The following is an 18,154-nucleotide window of genomic DNA, read 5'->3' on the forward strand; positions in this document are numbered from 1 at the left end:
TTTATTTCTTTTGATGGTTTCTCTTTGTATTTATACTTACTACTTAACTCATTCCCATGTTTTTCTATAGGTTCTGTAAATCCTTTTTCTTCCTCTTCTTCATCTTCTTTATATATCTCTTTTGAACTTTTCTCTATAACATTTATAATTTCTTCATACTTTTCTTTGTATTCTTTATCAATCTTATCATTCTCTTTCATAACATTTTCTTCATACATTAATATATTCTTCCAGTCAACCTTTTCTTTATCCATATACCCAATTAAAGGTCCGTATACTTCATTTTCATCTGAAGATCTTTCAATAGGCTTAGCTATTACTGCTACTACATTAAAATCTTCAATAGACATTTGACTTCCTTCAACATTATCTGGATTAAATTTTACTCTAAGCTCTCCTTTACCTTTTTCATCTATCATGAATGCACCTGTATCAACATATTTACCCTTTTGACCTTTAGTGCTTATCAGATAATTTCTGTAAATATATTTGGCATCCTTAAAGTATTTTAAATCTTGCACATAAACGTTTAGCAATCCCTTTCCATTTCTTACTTCTATTTTTGCATATCCTTTAGGCATTCTTTTATCAGTTTTTGCAAAGCCTCTATCTTCATTTTCTAATATAATAAAGTATCTTTTGTACCTCCTATCGCTAACCATTTATAGCCCCCCTTCAACAACTCATTTACTACTAATATATGTATTAAAGTTCAAATAGTTCACTACTTAATCTAAAAAACTTGTATGAATAGGGAAACTTACTAAAAAAATTAATTGAAATAAATTGAAGGGCGGTTTTTTATGCACTATATATATCTGAAAATTCTATTGAAATTCTTTCTATCAAAGTTTGATTTATAGAAAAATTATTATCTTTTTCTATTTCTTTTTCTGGAATAATTTGAACTGGTAATTTAATTATAAATTCTGTACCTTTTAACAATTCACTTTCTACGGATATTGTTCCACCATGCATCTCTACCAGAGACTTAACAAGAGACAATCCTATTCCACTTCCTTCACAGCTTCGTGATAATGTATTTTCTACTTGTTTGAATCTTTCAAAGACAATTTCCTTTTTTTCTTCTGGTATTCCTATTCCATTGTCCTTAACAATAATAGTAATATTATCTATGTCATCCTTTATCTTAACTAGTATACTGCCTTTTTCCCTAGTAAATTTTATAGCATTAGATAATAGATTCATCATTATCCTCTCTATCTTATCTAAATCACAAGCTATAATTTTTTCTTCAATATCAGTATCAAAAACTAGGGAAATATCTTTATTTTTTGTATAATCAACTACTGATAGAGTAATATTTTCAATAACATTCACTATATTACAATTTTGGAGATTTGTTTTATAAAATCCTGCATCAATTTTAGTAATGTCAATTAAATTGTTAACAAGTCTTAAAAGCCTGTAACAGTTTTGCTTAATAGTTTTTATACGTTTTTTCTCCTTTAAATATTTATTTTCAACTGATATATTAGTATTGTTCATTTCTATAAGCTGTATTGTTCCAAGTATAATATTTAATGGAGTTCTTAAGTCATGGGATATATTTGCAAAAAATTCATTTCTCAATTTTTCAAGTTCCTCTATTTTCTCTAATAATATTGTCTTTTCCTCAATACGTTTTTTAAGACTTTCTGATTTTTTGCGTTCAGCAATATCCCTTGCAACAAATAATACCCCCCTTCTATTATTATATGCAATAGGTGCTATAGCACTTTCAACTTCTATTTCTATACCTTCTAAAGTCTTAAGTTTTATTTCTTTAGGCTTTAGAGCTTCACTAGTTACAAATAATTTTTCAAATCTTTCTTCTTCATTTTTTAGAAAATCAGGATGTAAAAATTTCTTTATTTTATGTCCTTTTACTTGTTCCATATTATCAGCCTTCAAAAGTCTTAATGATGCGTTATTAGCAAAAACAATTTCATTATTCATTACAACGCCAATTGCATCGGGACAAATCTCTACCAACATCTTATATCTTTCTTCACTCTTTTCCAATCTCTTTAAAATTGTTTCAAAATATGAAATTAGAATCCCAAAGGCAAGGACATTAAAGATCAATGGATAAATAAACTTTGCTATTGTAATAAACCAAACTTTATTTTTAAAAAAAGAGAAAAAAATTAATTGTATTCCCCAAAAAATAAAATCTCCTCCAACTATATGCCTACCTATCCCCATATATTTCTTTGATTTAATGACATTAATACCATTCCATACAAGAATAATACTGGGAAATATGTATATTATGTCTCCTATAATATTTGGTAAGTTTATAATATTATCTAAGCTTTTATATACTATACATATTCCTAAAACTACTACCCACCATTTTTTTACTGGTTTTCGAATAAATAAATGTATGCCATAGATAAATAGAAATATCAAAACTAAATATAATACATAGGCCGAAAAAGAAAATGTTTCAATAGACTTTAGTATGCCCAAAAATCTTAATAACCTTTGAATAATAAATACTCCCCATCCTAATGCAATGATCCCTAGATATTTCTCCTTATCTTTATGAAATAAAAAAATGAATACGAAAAATATAATGAGTCCACTGCCAATACTGGAAATAACCATCAAAGATTTAGAATTCATAACATCCCCCCATAAAACTCCTTAAAAATCCAATATTTATTAATTCTGTGAAATATATATAAATTCCTTCTATTTTTTCTAAGAGATAGTTTTTTTCCAAAAATAAAATCACATTTCATGATAAAATCATATATCATGAAACGTGATTTTGTTTTTTATAAGCTTTAACCTAAATTATTCAGGGAAAGTTTAAAAGGGTACAAGTAGTTTTGAATTTTCTATGAATAATCTGGATTTAACTATACAGTTTCTTCATCTGATGCATAGGCAGGTTCTAATAATAATGAATTTCCTGTCATTTCCTCTGGTTTTGGTAGATTCATAAGATGGAGCAAAGTCGGTGCTATATCTGCTAATTTCCCTTCCATCAGTTCATACTCCTTTTCAGCATTAATTAGTATAAGGGGTACCGGATTTGTTGAATGTTTGGTAATGGGATTACCGGCTTCATCCAGCATCTCATCAGAGTTTCCATGATCTGCCGTAATAAGAAGCTGTCCATCCTTATTTACTAACAGCTCTACTACCCTTCCCACACATTCATCAACCACCTCTATTGCTTTTACAGCAGCCTCAAAATCTCCTGTATGTCCTACCATATCGGGATTAGCATAATTGACTATTATAACATCATATATCTCCCCATTTATTGCTTTGATTAATTCATCAGTTACTTCATAGGCACTCATTTCTGGTTTCATATCATAGGTTGCCACCTTTGGCGAAGGAATAAGAATCCTATTTTCTCCTTCATTTGGCTCTTCTACTCCCCCATTAAAAAAGAAAGTTACATGGGCATATTTTTCAGTTTCAGCAATACGAAGCTGCTTTAATTCTTTATTTGAAATATATTCTCCAAACGTATTAATAAGACTTTGTGGCCCATAGGCTAAATTAACATTTGGAAGGGTCGCATCATATTGAGTCATACAAACATAGTGAACAGGAAAATATCCATTGGCCCTTTCAAAACCTTCAAACTCTGGGTCTACAAAAGCTCTAGTTATTTCCCTAGCCCTATCAGGTCTAAAATTGAACATTATTATAGAATCATTTTCTGACACTATTCCTACTGGATTATTATTTTCATAAATAACAGTGGGTTTAACAAATTCGTCAACTACATTATTTGCATAGGATTTTTCTAATGCTTCTGTTGATGAAGTAACCTTTTCTCCTTCTCCTAAAACAATAGCATCATAGGCAAGCTTTACTCTATCCCATCTCTTATCACGATCCATTGCATAATATCGTCCAGATATTGTGGCAATCTTTCCTACTCCTATTTCCTTTATCTTTTTCTCTAACTCATCGATATATTTAACAGCACTTGATGGTGGTACATCCCTACCATCTAAAAAGCAGTGTACATAAGCCTTTGAAATATTTTGTTTTTTGGCAAGCTCCAAAAGCGCATATAAATGGGTATTATGACTATGAACGCCTCCGTCAGACAATAACCCAAATATATGTAGAGCTGAGTCATGTTTTTTTGCATTATCCATGGCTTCAATAAAAGCTTTATTTTCAAAGAAATCTTTGTCTTCAATAGATTTTGTTATACGTGTAAAGTCCTGATATACTATTCTACCTGATCCTATATTAAGATGTCCAACCTCAGAATTTCCCATTTGCCCTTCAGGAAGTCCAACAGCTAATCCACTGGCCTTTAGCTGAGTATTTTGATATTTTTCAAAATAACTATCTATATTTGGTGTATTAGCATTTTTTATTGCGTTCCCGTAACTATCATTATTTATACCGAATCCATCTAAAATCATTAGTACCGTTGGCTTTTTCATTTTGTCCTCCTTTATCTATATATCCTAATAGTATTTATTTTTAATTTATACTACTATTATATTTCAAAATATACAATAGGGCAAATTTTGTTCCTCGGGGTCGAATTGCGTCCATGAGAAGTGTTGCTTCATCCCAGAACAAAAGCGTCTTCGACGCGTTTTAAGTTCCAAGTTGCAAGTACTAGGGTCTTTCTAGTAAGTTTTAAGAGAAAATAATTCGAACCAATATTTTACTGGTAATAGTTTGTAATTTCTTGTACCACTTGAAATCACTTTGTCTAACACATAAAATTTCTTTAAAAAATGTTTGAGTTCCTATACAATAAAAAAGCTTAGAGTTCTACTCTAAGCTAAAATCAAACTAATTTTATACTATCTTACTAATATAATTTGAAAGGACAGCAAATTCTTCAATATCCAAGCTCTCTCCCCTTCTTTTAGGATCTATATTACAGCATGCTAAAATTTCTTTAATTTGATCCTTATTTAAACCTAGATTACTAAAAGATAGAGAATTTAATAATGTTTTTCTTCTTTTAGCAAAGGAAGCTCTTACAACTCTATGGAAAACTTTTCTGTCAATAACCTCTACCTGTGGATTGTCTAAGACTTTTAAACGGATAACTGTAGATTCTACATTAGGATTGGGTATAAATACTGATTTGGGTACTTTAGTCACTATTTCAGGCTTGCAGTAGTACTGAACCGCCACAGAAAGAGAGCCATAATCCTTTGTATTAGGTTTTGCTTTAATTCTATCAGCAACTTCCTTCTGTACCATTACAACTATATCCTTAACAGGTACTTCTTCCTCTAAAAACTTCATTATAATAGGAGTAGTAACATAATAGGGTAAATTGGCAACAACCTTAACTTTTTCACCGCAAAATTTATCTAAAACCATTTTTTTTAAATCCAGGTCTAAAACATCTGAATTAATAATTTCCACATTGCTATAACTCCCTAGGGTTTCATCTAGAACTGGTATGAGCTTCTTATCTATTTCTATTGCCAGTACTTTCTTTGCTGCTTCAGCTAAATACTGGGTAAGGGTTCCTATTCCTGGTCCAACCTCAATAATGAAATCATCCTTTTTAATTTCAGAACCCTCGATTATTTTTAGTATTATATTTTCATCAATCAAAAAATTTTGCCCTAAGCTTTTAGAAAATCTGAATCCATATTTATTTACAATTTCTTTAGTTCTTCTTGGGGACGACAATTTTTCCATAGTATACCTGCTCCTATTTTCTATATTTTTTTTAGAGCATTTTCAAACTCTTGACGAGTAACACCATAATTGTTTAACCTACTTAAAAACTGTTTTGAATTTCCATAGCCTATACCAAGGATTTTCCCGAGCTTATCACGTCTTTTAGAGGCATTTTGACATCCTTCTAAATCATTCATAATTAGATCAATTTTTTTGAACTCTTTTTCTTTATTATCCTCTACTACAGTTCTTACTTTTGAAAGGGCTGATCTTATGCTTTCAGGAGTGGCATTTTCTATTCCAATATCATCATCCTTAATGGCCTCTTCCCTAGGTAAAAAAGCATGTTTGCAGCCCTTTATTTGACTAGAAATAGTCTTTCTAATTCTTTCACCTGCAAAGTCAGGGTCTGTAAATATTATTACACCCTTCCTCTCTCTAGCAAACTTAATTTTTTTTAAGGTTTCTTTGGTAATACCAAATCCATGGGTAATAATTATTTCTGCATCTACTGCCCTTTTTACGGCAGCAACATCATCTCTTCCTTCTACAACTATTACTTCTTTTATGATCATATAGGTAACCTCTAATCTAATATGTATACTCTAACTTTTCTTCTACCGTATCTTCTTACATCTTTTGGATCTTCCATAAATAGATCTATTTTATTTCCCTTTATTGCTCCACCTGTATCTTCTGCTGAAGCAAAACCATAATCCTCAGTTCCATCTAATGATTCTACATATAGCTTTGCGCCTAAGGGTATAACTTTTGGATCAACAGCCACAACTCCTGGTCTGGCTCTAGTTCCACTACGGGTAATCCCATATTGAGGATGGTCTGGAGTTTTTCCGCAGCTCTCAACGGAAAGATCATATGCAGTGGCAGACATTGTTAATACTTTTCTATATCTAACCATCTTTCCCCTTGACGCCACAAGATACTTTTCAGATCCCTTTTCTACCAATTCATCTACTGGTTCTTCTATTATATTTTCATTAATTACTTCTCTAATGGCTTCGACTCCATTTTCATAAACTATTCTGTACTCTATTTCCTTTTTACCATTTTTTCCATCTCTTTTTTTCTCGATTTTTCCAGGGCCCAATTCATCATTATATGTTATTATAGATTTATAGGGAATATCGACTTCTTCATTCACCATTTTCTCTTCAACTCTGATTATATTTATTACATCCTTTGGAGAAATTACTGCATCAAGAGACGGATTGGTTTTATCCTTTTCACCTAATTCAATATTATATTCCTTCAATATATCTTCTATTTTTGTGTTTGCAGTTAATATGTCTAAGCTTTTCCCATCCACATTTACTTTTACATCAAATGCTCTTTTAACTTCTATTACCATTTTATCCTTTAATTTTGTGTTTCTATCTACACTTAGCTGATCATGTTCATTTAAGCCAACCTTTGCTTTTTTAAGTACATAGTCAACATTAGATGACAATGTTTCAACTGCAATTTTTTTGTCTTCATCCTTTATTGTTATTTCCTTGCTAAATAATATTTCAATAGAAATCACTGTCAACAAAAACATAATGGTTATGATAATAATCGTATTTTTTTTGTTAAATAGATTTTGAAGCTTTTTAAATGGCTCCATAAAAATACCTCCTTAACATATTAGGTAACTTTTATCTCAGTGAAACAAATTAGAGTTTAACATTGTTTCACTCTATAGATAACCAGCTCTAAAGTATTATAAATTCCAATATTGGTTATCCGTAAAAGGTTTTATTTGTATAAACTTTTGGTAATTTTATGAAATATTATTATAACTCACATTAGTCTATAACAAATAAAACTCTATGTCAAATACTATATAAATCTATAGTATCAAAACCTTTCAATATCAATATTAGAAAGACTTTGCCGAAGATTTTAGTAATAAAAGTTACCCCAGGAAATTTAAAACTTATCATCTACATTATGCTATTATTGACATAAATATTACATCCTATTCTATTCCTAAAGTCTTTGATGCTATGAGACAAATATTTACTTTATCTTTGTAAAATACAAGGATTGACACAGCTATTATATTTTTTATCCTAACATACTATTTATTTCCCAGGAAATTTTACATTTCCGACAATTTATTATATCTATTTTGAAATTCCAAAATATTTTTTAGCGTTCTCTGTAGTTTTCTCTGCAACCTCTTCAAAGGAAATTTCTTTTATCTGTGCAATTTTTTCTGCTACATATTTAACATAGCTTGATTCATTTCTTTTACCTCTATATGGCTCAGGAGTCAAGTATGGAGAATCTGTTTCCACCATTAAATATTCTATTGGTATTGTTTTTACAACCTCTACAGCTTTCCTGGCATTTTTAAATGTAAGTGGTCCGGCTATAGAAATATACGCTCCCAGCTTTATATATTGCCTAGCTAATTGGGCACTTCCAGAGTAACAGTGCATCAAAACACCATTGTCAAAGGCTTTTTCTTCTTTTAATATATTCATAACTTCGTTATTTGCTTCTCTATCATGAATAATAATTGGTAAATTAACATTTTTTGCAAGCCTAATCTGTTTTCTAAACCACTCCTTCTGAACATCCCTTGGAGAATTATCATAATAAAAATCCAAGCCTATTTCTCCAATTGCCATAACCTTTGGCTTTTTTGCTAAGCCTTTTATTAGCTCCAACATTATATCATCCATATCTTTAGTATCATGGGGATGAACCCCTACAGCTGCATAAATCATATCATATTTACTGGCAAGCTCTACAGCTTTTACTGAGCTTTCAAAATCTGCTCCTGGATTCATTATATAAGATATTCCACTTGCTTTAGCCCTTTCTACTACTTTATCCCTATCCTTATCAAATCTTTCTCCATCTAAATGGGCATGGGAATCAAATAACATTTTTATTCTCCTTTCATAAAAAATTATAGCTAGCAGCTTATAGAGTTTATATAAATCTCTATAAGCTGCTAGCTATATATTATATTAACATACTTTTGTTTTCAATATTTAGTATAGGAATTTAAATAAAAACTGTAATTTATACATGTCCAAAACTCCAAGAAATCTTAAGTATTTGTACATATATAAATTAACCTGTTGTACTAGTAAACTAAATATTTAATTTTAAATGTGATTTAAGGGATTTTAATATTTAATTTGAGTGATTTTAATAAAACTGTTTTTTTCCTTTAAGTTTATATAAAAGAACGGATTTATTACATGAACGAAAAGGAAATATTAAAATCCCTGATATGGGAACTAGCACAACAAATTTAATTAAGCTTTACTATATAAACCCTATATAAAAAATCATTTTTTATCTATGACCATCCAATTGCTATTCCAACAGCTATTGCTATAGTACCTATTAAAACCCATAGACCGAACAGCGGAATCATGTATCTAAACCATTTTTCATAGGGCACCTTTGCTACACCTAATGCTGCCATTAAAACTCCTGAAGTAGGTATTATAGTATTGGAAAATCCATCGCCATATTGATATGCAGAAACTGCAACCTGTCTAGATACATTAACCACATCTGCCATTGGAGCCATTAGAGGCATAACTACCATGGCTTGTCCTGAACCGGAAGGCACAAAGAAATTGAATATTAAATTAATATAGAACATTAAAACTCCAGAAATCATAGGAGCTACTTTGCTTAAAGGAAGGGACATATAATAAATTATAGAATGAATTATTTTACCATCTGTAAGCAATATTGTAATTGACTTGGCAAATCCTATTATTAGGGCTCCATAAACCATGCTTTTACATCCTGCAATGAATGATTTTGCCATATCATCGGGATGCATTTTAGCTATTAAGCCGCTTACCAATGCAACAGCCAGCATCATCGCACTTAAATAGCTTAGATTCCAATGTAATTTAAATGAACCATATGCATATGTTACAAAGCCTATTATAAGGGCAAGTAAAATAAGTCCATGTCTAAAATTAAAATCTGTTACTTCCTTTGCCGTTTCTGATTTTTCTATCCACTCTATTTTATCTAAAACACTATTATTAATATCACTTTTTACTTTTTTAGCATAACGCATTGTATACCATACAGAAACAATAAATACAAATGTCCACACTATGGTCCTAAATCCAAAACCCGACATTAAAGGAAGTCCTGCTATAGTTTGTCCTAATATCGTATTAAAGGGTCCCATGGGAGATGCACAAAATCCTGAATAGGCACCTATATACATTATTGATATACCGGCAATAGGATCGAGCTTCAATTTTTTAGCTAAGGCCACCCCAATGGGAATAAAGGCAATTGCAGCATTAACAACAATTCCCAAAGCTCCTAATATTGACATAAGTGCCATTACCATAGGTATAACTAAAAGAGCTTTATCTTGAAGCTTATTTATTGATGCATTTATGGTTGCATCAATTGTTCCTGTATCATTAATTATTTGAAAGAATCCACCTACTAAAAACGTAAGAAAAATAATTGCGGCTGCTCCATTCATACCATTAGGTATTGACAATAAGAAATCACCTATACTAACAGGATTCCTTTCTATAAACTGAAATGAATCCGGGTTGATTAAAGTTTTACCTGTGACTTCATCCTTAATCATTTCATATTCTCCAGCTGGTATTATATAGGTTAAGAGTGCTGCAACAATAACAAACATCATTATCAGGGTATAGGTATTTGGAACTTTAAACTTCTTTTTACTATTCGGATTTTTTACAGGTTTAGAATTGGCCATTTAAATTCCTCCTTTATTTTATTGTGAGACTTACTATCCTACCCTTTTAAGAACTATTCTTTTTAGAATTTCCTTTCCGTATTCTAATGCCTTTAAATCGAATTCCATTTCTGGGCTGTGCAATCCAGGCACTAGATTAGCACCTAATCCTATATAAGCTGATTTGATATCGAGAAATTTTGTGTAAAAGTGGAAGTCTTCTCCACCAGGTGTAACAATAGGACTCAGAGAACCTCCTAACACTTCCGTTATTGCTTCCCTTGCAAGATTAACAGTATCTTCATTATATTCTGCTGCGGGAACTCCAGTGCTAACTTCAATTTCTGCATCTGCACCAATTGCTTTAACACTATTATTAATAGCTTCCTTGATTTTTTCTACTAATTTTTCCATGACATCATTTGTTTGTGCCCTTAAATCCAGAGCCAAAGTTGCACTGCTTGGAATAATATTATAAGCAGAATCTCCTGTATTTATACTAGTCACTTTAGCAGAGTGGGGAACCCTAGGATCAACTTTAACAGCATTAATTGCATTAATGGCTAATGCTGATGCATCTATTACATTTACTCCCAAATGGGGTCTTGCTCCGTGGGCTGCTATTCCATTTATTTTCACTTTCATCATTTGAGACGAACCATGGCATAATGCTGGAGTAGCTTCTCCCAGCTTCGCTTCCTGAATTGGTCTTAAATGAATACCTATAATTTCATCTGCTTCATCCAAAACCCCAGATTTAGCAATTTCTTTAGCTCCACCCAAAATTTCCTCGGCAGGCTGAAATACAAACATAATCTTTCCTCTATTTATTCCTTTTTCAGCTATTTCCCTGGCTGTAGCTAAAACCATAGATGAATTTGCATCATGTCCACAGGCATGTATATTAACCTTTTCTCCATCCAATTCAAATTGCAAAGCATCCATATCTGCCCTAACAGCCAAAACCGGACCTTTAACCCCACTATCCAATGTTGCAACTAGACCAGTAACAGCAAAACCTTCCATAACATTATAGCCAAATTTCTTTAATTCTCCCGATATGAACTTTGAAGTCTTAAATTCATTGCATCCTATTTCTGGAATTGAGTGAAGATAGTTAAAAACTTCTTCTACATATTTTTTTTCTGTCATTTTTCTACCCTCCTTTTATGTTTTCTATATTTCTTCCGCTCTCAATATTAAATAAGCAATTTTTATGCCAAATTATTAAATCTTCTACTTAGTATTCCTATTCCCGTAAAATTCTATTACATTTAGTTAATAATTAATAAATATGCGGGAGATTTAAGGGTTATTCACCCTAAAGCTCCCGCATATCATCCCGCAAATTTATTTTCTTTGAAATTATATCATTACCGAATTTTGTCAGCTTAGCTCCTGTTCTCCCTTCACCATACTTTATAATTCCTTTTCCAAGTAAAAATTCCATTATTTTTCTTACCTTATGTTCTGATACATCAAAACCTTCCTGAATTGCATATTTATAAATAGTTCTCCTGCCTGCTGGTTTATATCTCAAAATATTTAGAATATACAATGCCAATTTATTTTCCTGTAGAGTCAATTCTAGAAATAGTTTATTTTCTTTTTTATCCTTAAAATGATTTTCTTCATTTTTAAAATCTGGAGGTAAATCATTAACTGTTAATCTATCACTGCCTAAATATATCATATATTCTATACAGTTTTTTAATTCTCTAATATTTCCATCCCAATAATGATTTATTAAAGCTTCTTTAAGGCTTTCATCAATTTTTTTTCTCTTGGTGCCGGTCTTTTTAAAAATATCTTTTATTAAATACGGAATATCCTTTTTTCTTTCTCTAAGAGGCGATAAATTTAAGGTTAAAACATTTAATCTATAATATAAATCCTTTCTGAATTTACCTTCCTGTACTAATTTTTTTAAATCCCTATTTGTTGCTGCTATAATTCTTACATCAATAGGTATTATTCTCATACCTCCAATTCTCATAACTTCCTTTTCCTGGAGCACCCTGAGAAGCTTGGCTTGCATATACATTGGAAGCTCACTTATTTCATCTAGAAATAGACTTCCTAAATGAGCAAGCTCAAAAAGCCCTTTCTTTCCACCTTTCCTAGCACCGGTAAAAGCTCCTTCCTCATAACCAAAAAGTTCACTTTCCAATAAGTCAGAGGAAAGGGATGCACAATTTATTCCTAAAAAAGGTTTATTCATCCTTTTGGAATTATTATGAATAGCCTGGGCAAATAATTCCTTACCGGTTCCACTTTCTCCCGTTATTATTACCGGAGCCTCTATCCCACTAATTTTTTTTGCTTTATTCTTGCTCTCAATTATGTTGTCACTAACTCCTACTATATCTTCAAATCTATACTTTGCTATATACCCTCTATCAACAAGCTGTCTTCTCAATTCATTCTCTAAATTCTCTATTTCTGTTTTATCTTTAATGATAAGGACATATCCATAAATTCTATTATCATCCATTATAGGCCTTTTAGTTATAATTAAGCTCTTATTAGTTTTATCATGCTTTAAAATTAAATCCTCTACATATTTTTCTTCTAGCACTTCATTCATTGTTGGATGAGAAGATATTATTTCTCTTACATTTTTATTCATAATGCTTTCTTCATTAATACCTAATATTTTTTCAATTGATCTATTATAATGTATAACTTTGTAGTCCTCATCTATGACTATGACACCATCATCAATTACATCTAGAATAATATTCAGCTTATTTTTTATTTCATGGGAGCTTTTAAAAATGTAATGTAATCCATGGCTGATTGGAACTATCGTATTTAAATAATTCTCTAATTTCTTATCAAGCTCCTCATCCAATATATCAAGTTTTGAAATTATACTCATTAATGTAGATACATCGAGAACTCTCCAGTCAATATTTATTATTTTTTCTACATTTTTGGGGACATGATGGGTTTGACCAGGGGTAACAGCACATTTCAAATCAGGTATATCTCGCATATTGGGGTATACCGGAATAAAATCCACATGTTTTATTCCCATTTCATATAAAAGAGATATGGTATCAAAGGCACCGATCTTACTATTATTTACAAGCATTGCCTTGGTTCCACTGGGTAAATCATATAATTGTTGAAAGCTTCCCTTTTTAAAAGTTCTATTGAAATAAATAATCTCCATTTCATCGGGAAGATATTCCTTTGCAATATTAGTCAGTCCCGAAAGACTTATTAATGCAAGATCTCCTTGAATAATTTTATTTATTCCTTCCTTTATACTATATCCTTCGATTTCTATATATTCACCAAAAAAATCTTTTAAATCCTTTAGGTATCTCTCCTTGGGAGCAACTTCAAAAGTAATAAGTATAAGCTTCTTTTTCAAATAATCACCCTTCTTTTAAATAACAGCTTTTGATATAAATATTTTGTATTTTAATTTTTTATTGTAACATTTTTTTGTATATGGAAGAAGACAATTTATGCGAAATATATTACTAAATAAATATAAAATTATTAATATAGTATTCTTGCTACATACTATTATATCAATAACTAATTACATAAACATGCTGTAAAAATCAGGTAATACCTTTAGAAGATGATTCTGAATCATTTTGTCTATTGGTTCAATTATTTTTTTCTAATAATTGAATAATTTTAAGATGCAAAATGTAGTAGAGAGGATCAGATAAGTTATCTACATATTCCATTTTAAAATTAATATCTAATTTATTTTCTTATTTATCTTTCCACAATCTTCTTTATAATATAAAAAATCCCCCTTTTGAATATTAATACTTCAAAAGGGGGATAAGGAAAGGATTAATTTGTTAACCAGTTTAAAAGATTTGTCCACAATGAATTATAGTATTTCCAATTTACAAATTCTTGTGGTCCCCAGTGAGGTGCACAATCCGATGTAAATGCTGCTGTTTTTCCATCTCCATATTCTCTAATGGCAATAAATGGATCATTGTTGATTCTTGCCAATACTGTACCTTCAGGTATTTCCATCGTTTTGTTATATCCTAAGAAAAATGGCCACTGCTTTGGAATATCTGATAAAATTTCGTGCTCTTTAATAATTTCTGGAACAATACCTTCTGGTGATTCAACACGGTCATCCTTTTCTAACATTTTCACTGGTAAAATATCGGCAATGGCTGTTTCGCCGTAACGGGTTTTTGCATCAATTCCAGTGAAGGACATATATCCACCAATCATACAAAAACCGCCACCTTGTGCAACATATTCTTTAATAAGTTCACAACGATTTGGCCTTTTTTCACTTTTTGTAAATGTAGCATGGGGTAAAAGTAAAGTATTTGAACCTATATCAGATAAAATAACTGCATCATATTCCTTAATTTCTTCAAGGGTAAAGGGAAATTTTTCTGGAGCAAGATGATTGGGTAAAAAGGTTACATCATAACCTCCCTGCTCTAAGGCTTCCTTAAGCCATTTTACCCCCTCTTCATAGGTTGAAGTATAAAAGGTGTCAAATCCTTTAATATGTGTTGTATAACTTACCCATGATTCACCGGCAATTAGCACTTTTTTTGTCATTAGTAATTCCTCCTTTTACTGGTTTTTACACCAATTTAATATAAGTTTTGCATAAATCAATATAAATTGTAGATAATCTTCAACTTTAACATATTCATTGACAACATGGCATTGTTCTAAGGATCCGGGTCCCATTACAACTGTAGGCATTTTGCCAATATTTTTTAAAAGTCTTGCATCGTTTCCGCCATTTGAACCATTTAAAATAGGTGGATTTCCCATAACATCTCCCATAACCTTCTTAGCTGTCTTAACAAAGGAATCCTCTGAGCTGATTTCAAATGCTCCTCCTGCTTGATAAATAGATATTTCAGGTGGATGCTTCATCAGCCATGAATCCCCCTGGGATCGCAGCATTAACGAATCAGTTACCTCTTTCACTACAGACTCATAGGTCATCAAATTAGGTAAATAATGGAGGCACAGCTTAAAGGTACATTTGTCAGGAACGGTAGAACCTGCTGTTCCACCTTCAATAACACCAATATTTAATGTGGGAGAAGGTAAAAATGGATGTTTATATAGCATCAGCCACCTATGCTCTAGTTCTTGAAGGGCATCAATTAAGAAAATGGCCTTTTCAATGGCGTTAACGCCCTTCCACTTTGTACCGGAATGAAGGGCTACACCTGTTACATCTACCTTGAAAAATATAAAGCCCATGTGCCCTATGGTCAAATTGTAATCAGTAGGTTCACATACCACAGCAGCATCTGCCCTATGGCCATTTAACATGGCCGCTAAACTACCATTTCCTCCTCCTTCTTCATCAACAACAGAGGTAATTTTAACATCTCCGGGAAGATCAATATTAGCATCCTGCAAAAGCTTTACTGCCATAATAGAAGCCATAAGTCCTGCCTTCATATCACATGCACCTAAGCCAAATAATTTTCCATCCTTTATTGTAGGCTGCCACGGGTTCTTATCCCAAAGACTCATATCTCCAGGAGGCATGGTATCCACATGACCATTAAATAAAATACTTCTGCCCTTTTTATCTCCTTCAAAGCATGCTGTAAGATTATATCTGTCTGCATAATTATGTCCTGGATTCCCTTCATTAAATAGTTTAATACCCTTTTGGATGAGTTTTTCATTTAAAAGTTCTCTTTTTACCTTGGCACCCATTTCAAGTAATATTTTTTCAAGAAACATTTGTCCATTTTTTTCGTATCCTCCATCGATTCCATGGCCTATTACTTGTGTGTCAAGGGCAACTAACTCCTCCAGATAGTGGATATATACTTCCTTATTTTTTTCAAGAACCTTTGTTAATATTTTATCCATATGATTGTTCACCTCCCTTTGAAGGTATTTTATGAATATAATTTAAGTGTTTCATATACAATATTCCAAAACTTATCAAAATCTAATTTTAAAGCTACTTCTGTATTTGCTTGTTTTCCTGATATATTAAAATAATCACAAAGAGTCCTTCCATAGCTTTTATCACTTCTTATATCTACTTCTACATACATGGGCTTAGTTTGTATTACACTAGGATCAATTAGCCATGCAATGGTTGTGGGATCATGTACAGGTGGACTGCTCCATCCAAAGACTTCCCTTTGTGTTTTTGTAAAAAACTCCATAAGCTCTACAAATAGTTTAGAGGCCTTATTGCCTATAGGCTTCATTTTTTTAATAACCTCTGGTGTAGCCAAGGCTTGACGTGTCAGATCCAGCCCCATCATAACAATAGGTCTTCCACAGCTAAATACTACATGGGCTGCCTCAGGGTCTGCATATATATTAAACTCCGCTGCCGGTGTTACATTTCCCAGCTGATATGCCCCACCCATTAAAACAATTCTTTCAATTTTTGGAACTATTCTAGGTTCCTTTCTAATAGCCATTGCAATATTAGTTAATGGCCCCGTTGGAACTAAAGTAATATCTCCATCTGATTTCATTAATACTTCTATAATCAAATCTACACCATGTCTATTGTCTAATTGAATTGAAGGCTTATCAAAACGTGGACCATCTAAGCCCGTTTCTCCATGAATATCATCGGCAATAACCTGTTCTCTTACCATTGGATTAGCCATACCTGCTGCAATAGGAACATCTGTGATTCCAACGGCAGAACATATATTTAAAGCATTTTTTGCTGTTTTTTCAAGGGTCTGATTACCTGCTACAACAGTAATTGCCTGTAGATCAATATGAGGACTTCTTCCTGCCAACAAAATACTGATGGCATCATCATGACCTGGATCGCAGTCCAATATAATTTTTTTCTCTTTATTGGCTCTGACACATATCTCATCCCCTTTATATACAAATTTTATACTATAATGAACTCTTCATTTTTTCTTCTGACCGAAGCTTTCGAGCTAAGGATATAGCTAAGATTGCAACAGTGGCTATATAGGGGATCATTAAAATAAACTGTGAAGGTAATCCATAGGACTGGAGCCTGGATCCAATGGAATCAGTAAGTCCGAAGATTAAACATCCAATCCAAGATAGTATAGGGTTTCCTCCTCCAAAAAACATAGCGGCAACCCCCATAAAACCTCTTCCATTCGTCATATTTTCAGCAAAAAGATTAGAATATCCTAAAGACAAATGAGCTCCAGCTAATCCTCCTAAAAGTCCTGAATAAAGCATTACCTCAAATTTTCTTTTGTAAACATTAATACCAGCCGTCTCAGCCGCCATAGGAAATAGTCCTACACTTCTTAATCTTAATCCCCATACAGTTTTGTATAATATGTACCATAGTACAACGACCATGATGATTCCTACAATTTCAAAGAGAGAATAATTGTTAAAAAGGCTGTTAATCACAGGATTCTTGCTTAAGAAATCAAATTTCAGCTTTGGAAAAGCTATAATTTGATCTGAATAAAAGCTTCCTGATGTATTTAAAAACTCGTTTAGCAAAAATCTTGTTAAGGCCAGTGCAAGCATATTAATTGCCATACCTACAACCATAATATCTGCTTTATATTTCAAATGGGCAAATCCCATAATAGCAGCGATTATAAGGCCTACAACCATTGACATAATCAAGGCAAGTATCCAACTTCCCGTAAAATAACTAACTGTAACCGCAGTAAAGGCTCCAAAGAGCATAATTCCCTCTGTTCCGATGTTTAATATATCCGCCTGCTGTGTAATAATAGCAGCTAGGGCCGCAAATAATATGGGGGTAGAAGCCCTTATGGTAGCATGAATCAAAGTATAATCAAATATCAAGGATAGATTATCTAACAT

At 32.0% G+C, this 18,154-nt stretch carries 14 protein-coding genes; all 14 read right to left on the reverse strand.

Annotated features, from left to right (window positions below):
- The coding region (locus B5X81_RS18925) for a DUF7922 domain-containing protein (protein WP_330397414.1) at window positions 1–662 on the reverse strand (662 nt) is incomplete at its 3' end.
- 139 nt (window positions 663–801) lie between these two features.
- Window positions 802–2,631 carry a PAS domain-containing sensor histidine kinase gene (locus B5X81_RS18930; protein WP_079493969.1) on the reverse strand — a complete coding sequence of 610 codons (1,830 nt, stop codon included), beginning with the start codon at window positions 2,629–2,631 and terminating at the stop codon, window positions 802–804.
- Window positions 2,632–2,870: 239 nt separating this feature from the next.
- Window positions 2,871–4,433 carry a 2,3-bisphosphoglycerate-independent phosphoglycerate mutase gene (gpmI, locus tag B5X81_RS18935; protein ID WP_079493970.1) on the reverse strand — a complete coding sequence of 521 codons (1,563 nt, stop codon included), beginning with the start codon at window positions 4,431–4,433 and terminating at the stop codon, window positions 2,871–2,873.
- A gap of 367 nt (window positions 4,434–4,800) precedes the next feature.
- The gene (gene rsmA / locus B5X81_RS18940; RefSeq protein WP_079493972.1) at window positions 4,801–5,664 is read right to left on the reverse strand and encodes a 16S rRNA (adenine(1518)-N(6)/adenine(1519)-N(6))-dimethyltransferase RsmA; all 864 of its coding nucleotides are present in this window, start codon (window positions 5,662–5,664) and stop codon (window positions 4,801–4,803) included.
- A 20-nt stretch (window positions 5,665–5,684) separates the two neighbouring features.
- Window positions 5,685–6,218 (reverse strand): ribonuclease M5, encoded by a 534-nt coding sequence (gene rnmV, locus B5X81_RS18945; protein WP_079494077.1) that lies wholly within the window; start codon window positions 6,216–6,218, stop codon window positions 5,685–5,687.
- A 14-nt stretch (window positions 6,219–6,232) separates the two neighbouring features.
- Complete coding sequence (locus B5X81_RS18950) at window positions 6,233–7,270, reverse strand: 3D domain-containing protein (RefSeq protein WP_079493973.1); 1,038 nt, start codon at window positions 7,268–7,270, stop codon at window positions 6,233–6,235.
- A gap of 502 nt (window positions 7,271–7,772) precedes the next feature.
- Window positions 7,773–8,543 (reverse strand): TatD family hydrolase, encoded by a 771-nt coding sequence (locus B5X81_RS18955; RefSeq protein ID WP_079493974.1) that lies wholly within the window; start codon window positions 8,541–8,543, stop codon window positions 7,773–7,775.
- A gap of 422 nt (window positions 8,544–8,965) precedes the next feature.
- Window positions 8,966–10,381 (reverse strand): YfcC family protein, encoded by a 1,416-nt coding sequence (locus tag B5X81_RS18960; RefSeq protein WP_079493976.1) that lies wholly within the window; start codon window positions 10,379–10,381, stop codon window positions 8,966–8,968.
- Between the two features lie 33 nt (window positions 10,382–10,414).
- On the reverse strand, window positions 10,415–11,512 hold the full coding sequence (locus B5X81_RS18965; protein WP_079493977.1) for an amidohydrolase: 1,098 nt from the start codon (window positions 11,510–11,512) through the stop codon (window positions 10,415–10,417).
- A gap of 169 nt (window positions 11,513–11,681) precedes the next feature.
- Window positions 11,682–13,742: a sigma-54 interaction domain-containing protein gene (locus B5X81_RS18970; protein ID WP_079493979.1), complete on the reverse strand. Its 2,061-nt coding sequence runs from the start codon at window positions 13,740–13,742 to the stop codon at window positions 11,682–11,684.
- A gap of 440 nt (window positions 13,743–14,182) precedes the next feature.
- Entirely contained in the window at window positions 14,183–14,926 is a 744-nt protein-coding gene (locus B5X81_RS18975) for a glutamine amidotransferase (RefSeq protein ID WP_079493980.1), read from the reverse strand.
- 15 nt (window positions 14,927–14,941) lie between these two features.
- Window positions 14,942–16,216, reverse strand: a complete 1,275-nt coding sequence (locus B5X81_RS18980) for a M20 family metallopeptidase (RefSeq protein WP_079493982.1) — start codon at window positions 16,214–16,216, stop codon at window positions 14,942–14,944.
- Window positions 16,217–16,245: 29 nt separating this feature from the next.
- Window positions 16,246–17,160, reverse strand: coding sequence for a nucleoside hydrolase (locus B5X81_RS18985; protein WP_244282161.1), 915 nt, complete (start codon window positions 17,158–17,160; stop codon window positions 16,246–16,248).
- 64 nt (window positions 17,161–17,224) lie between these two features.
- Entirely contained in the window at window positions 17,225–18,154 is a 930-nt protein-coding gene (locus B5X81_RS18990; RefSeq protein ID WP_079493985.1) for an ABC transporter permease, read from the reverse strand.

The organism is Maledivibacter halophilus (assembly GCF_900167445.1).
Classification (GTDB): domain Bacteria; phylum Bacillota; class Clostridia; order Peptostreptococcales; family Caminicellaceae; genus Maledivibacter; species Maledivibacter halophilus.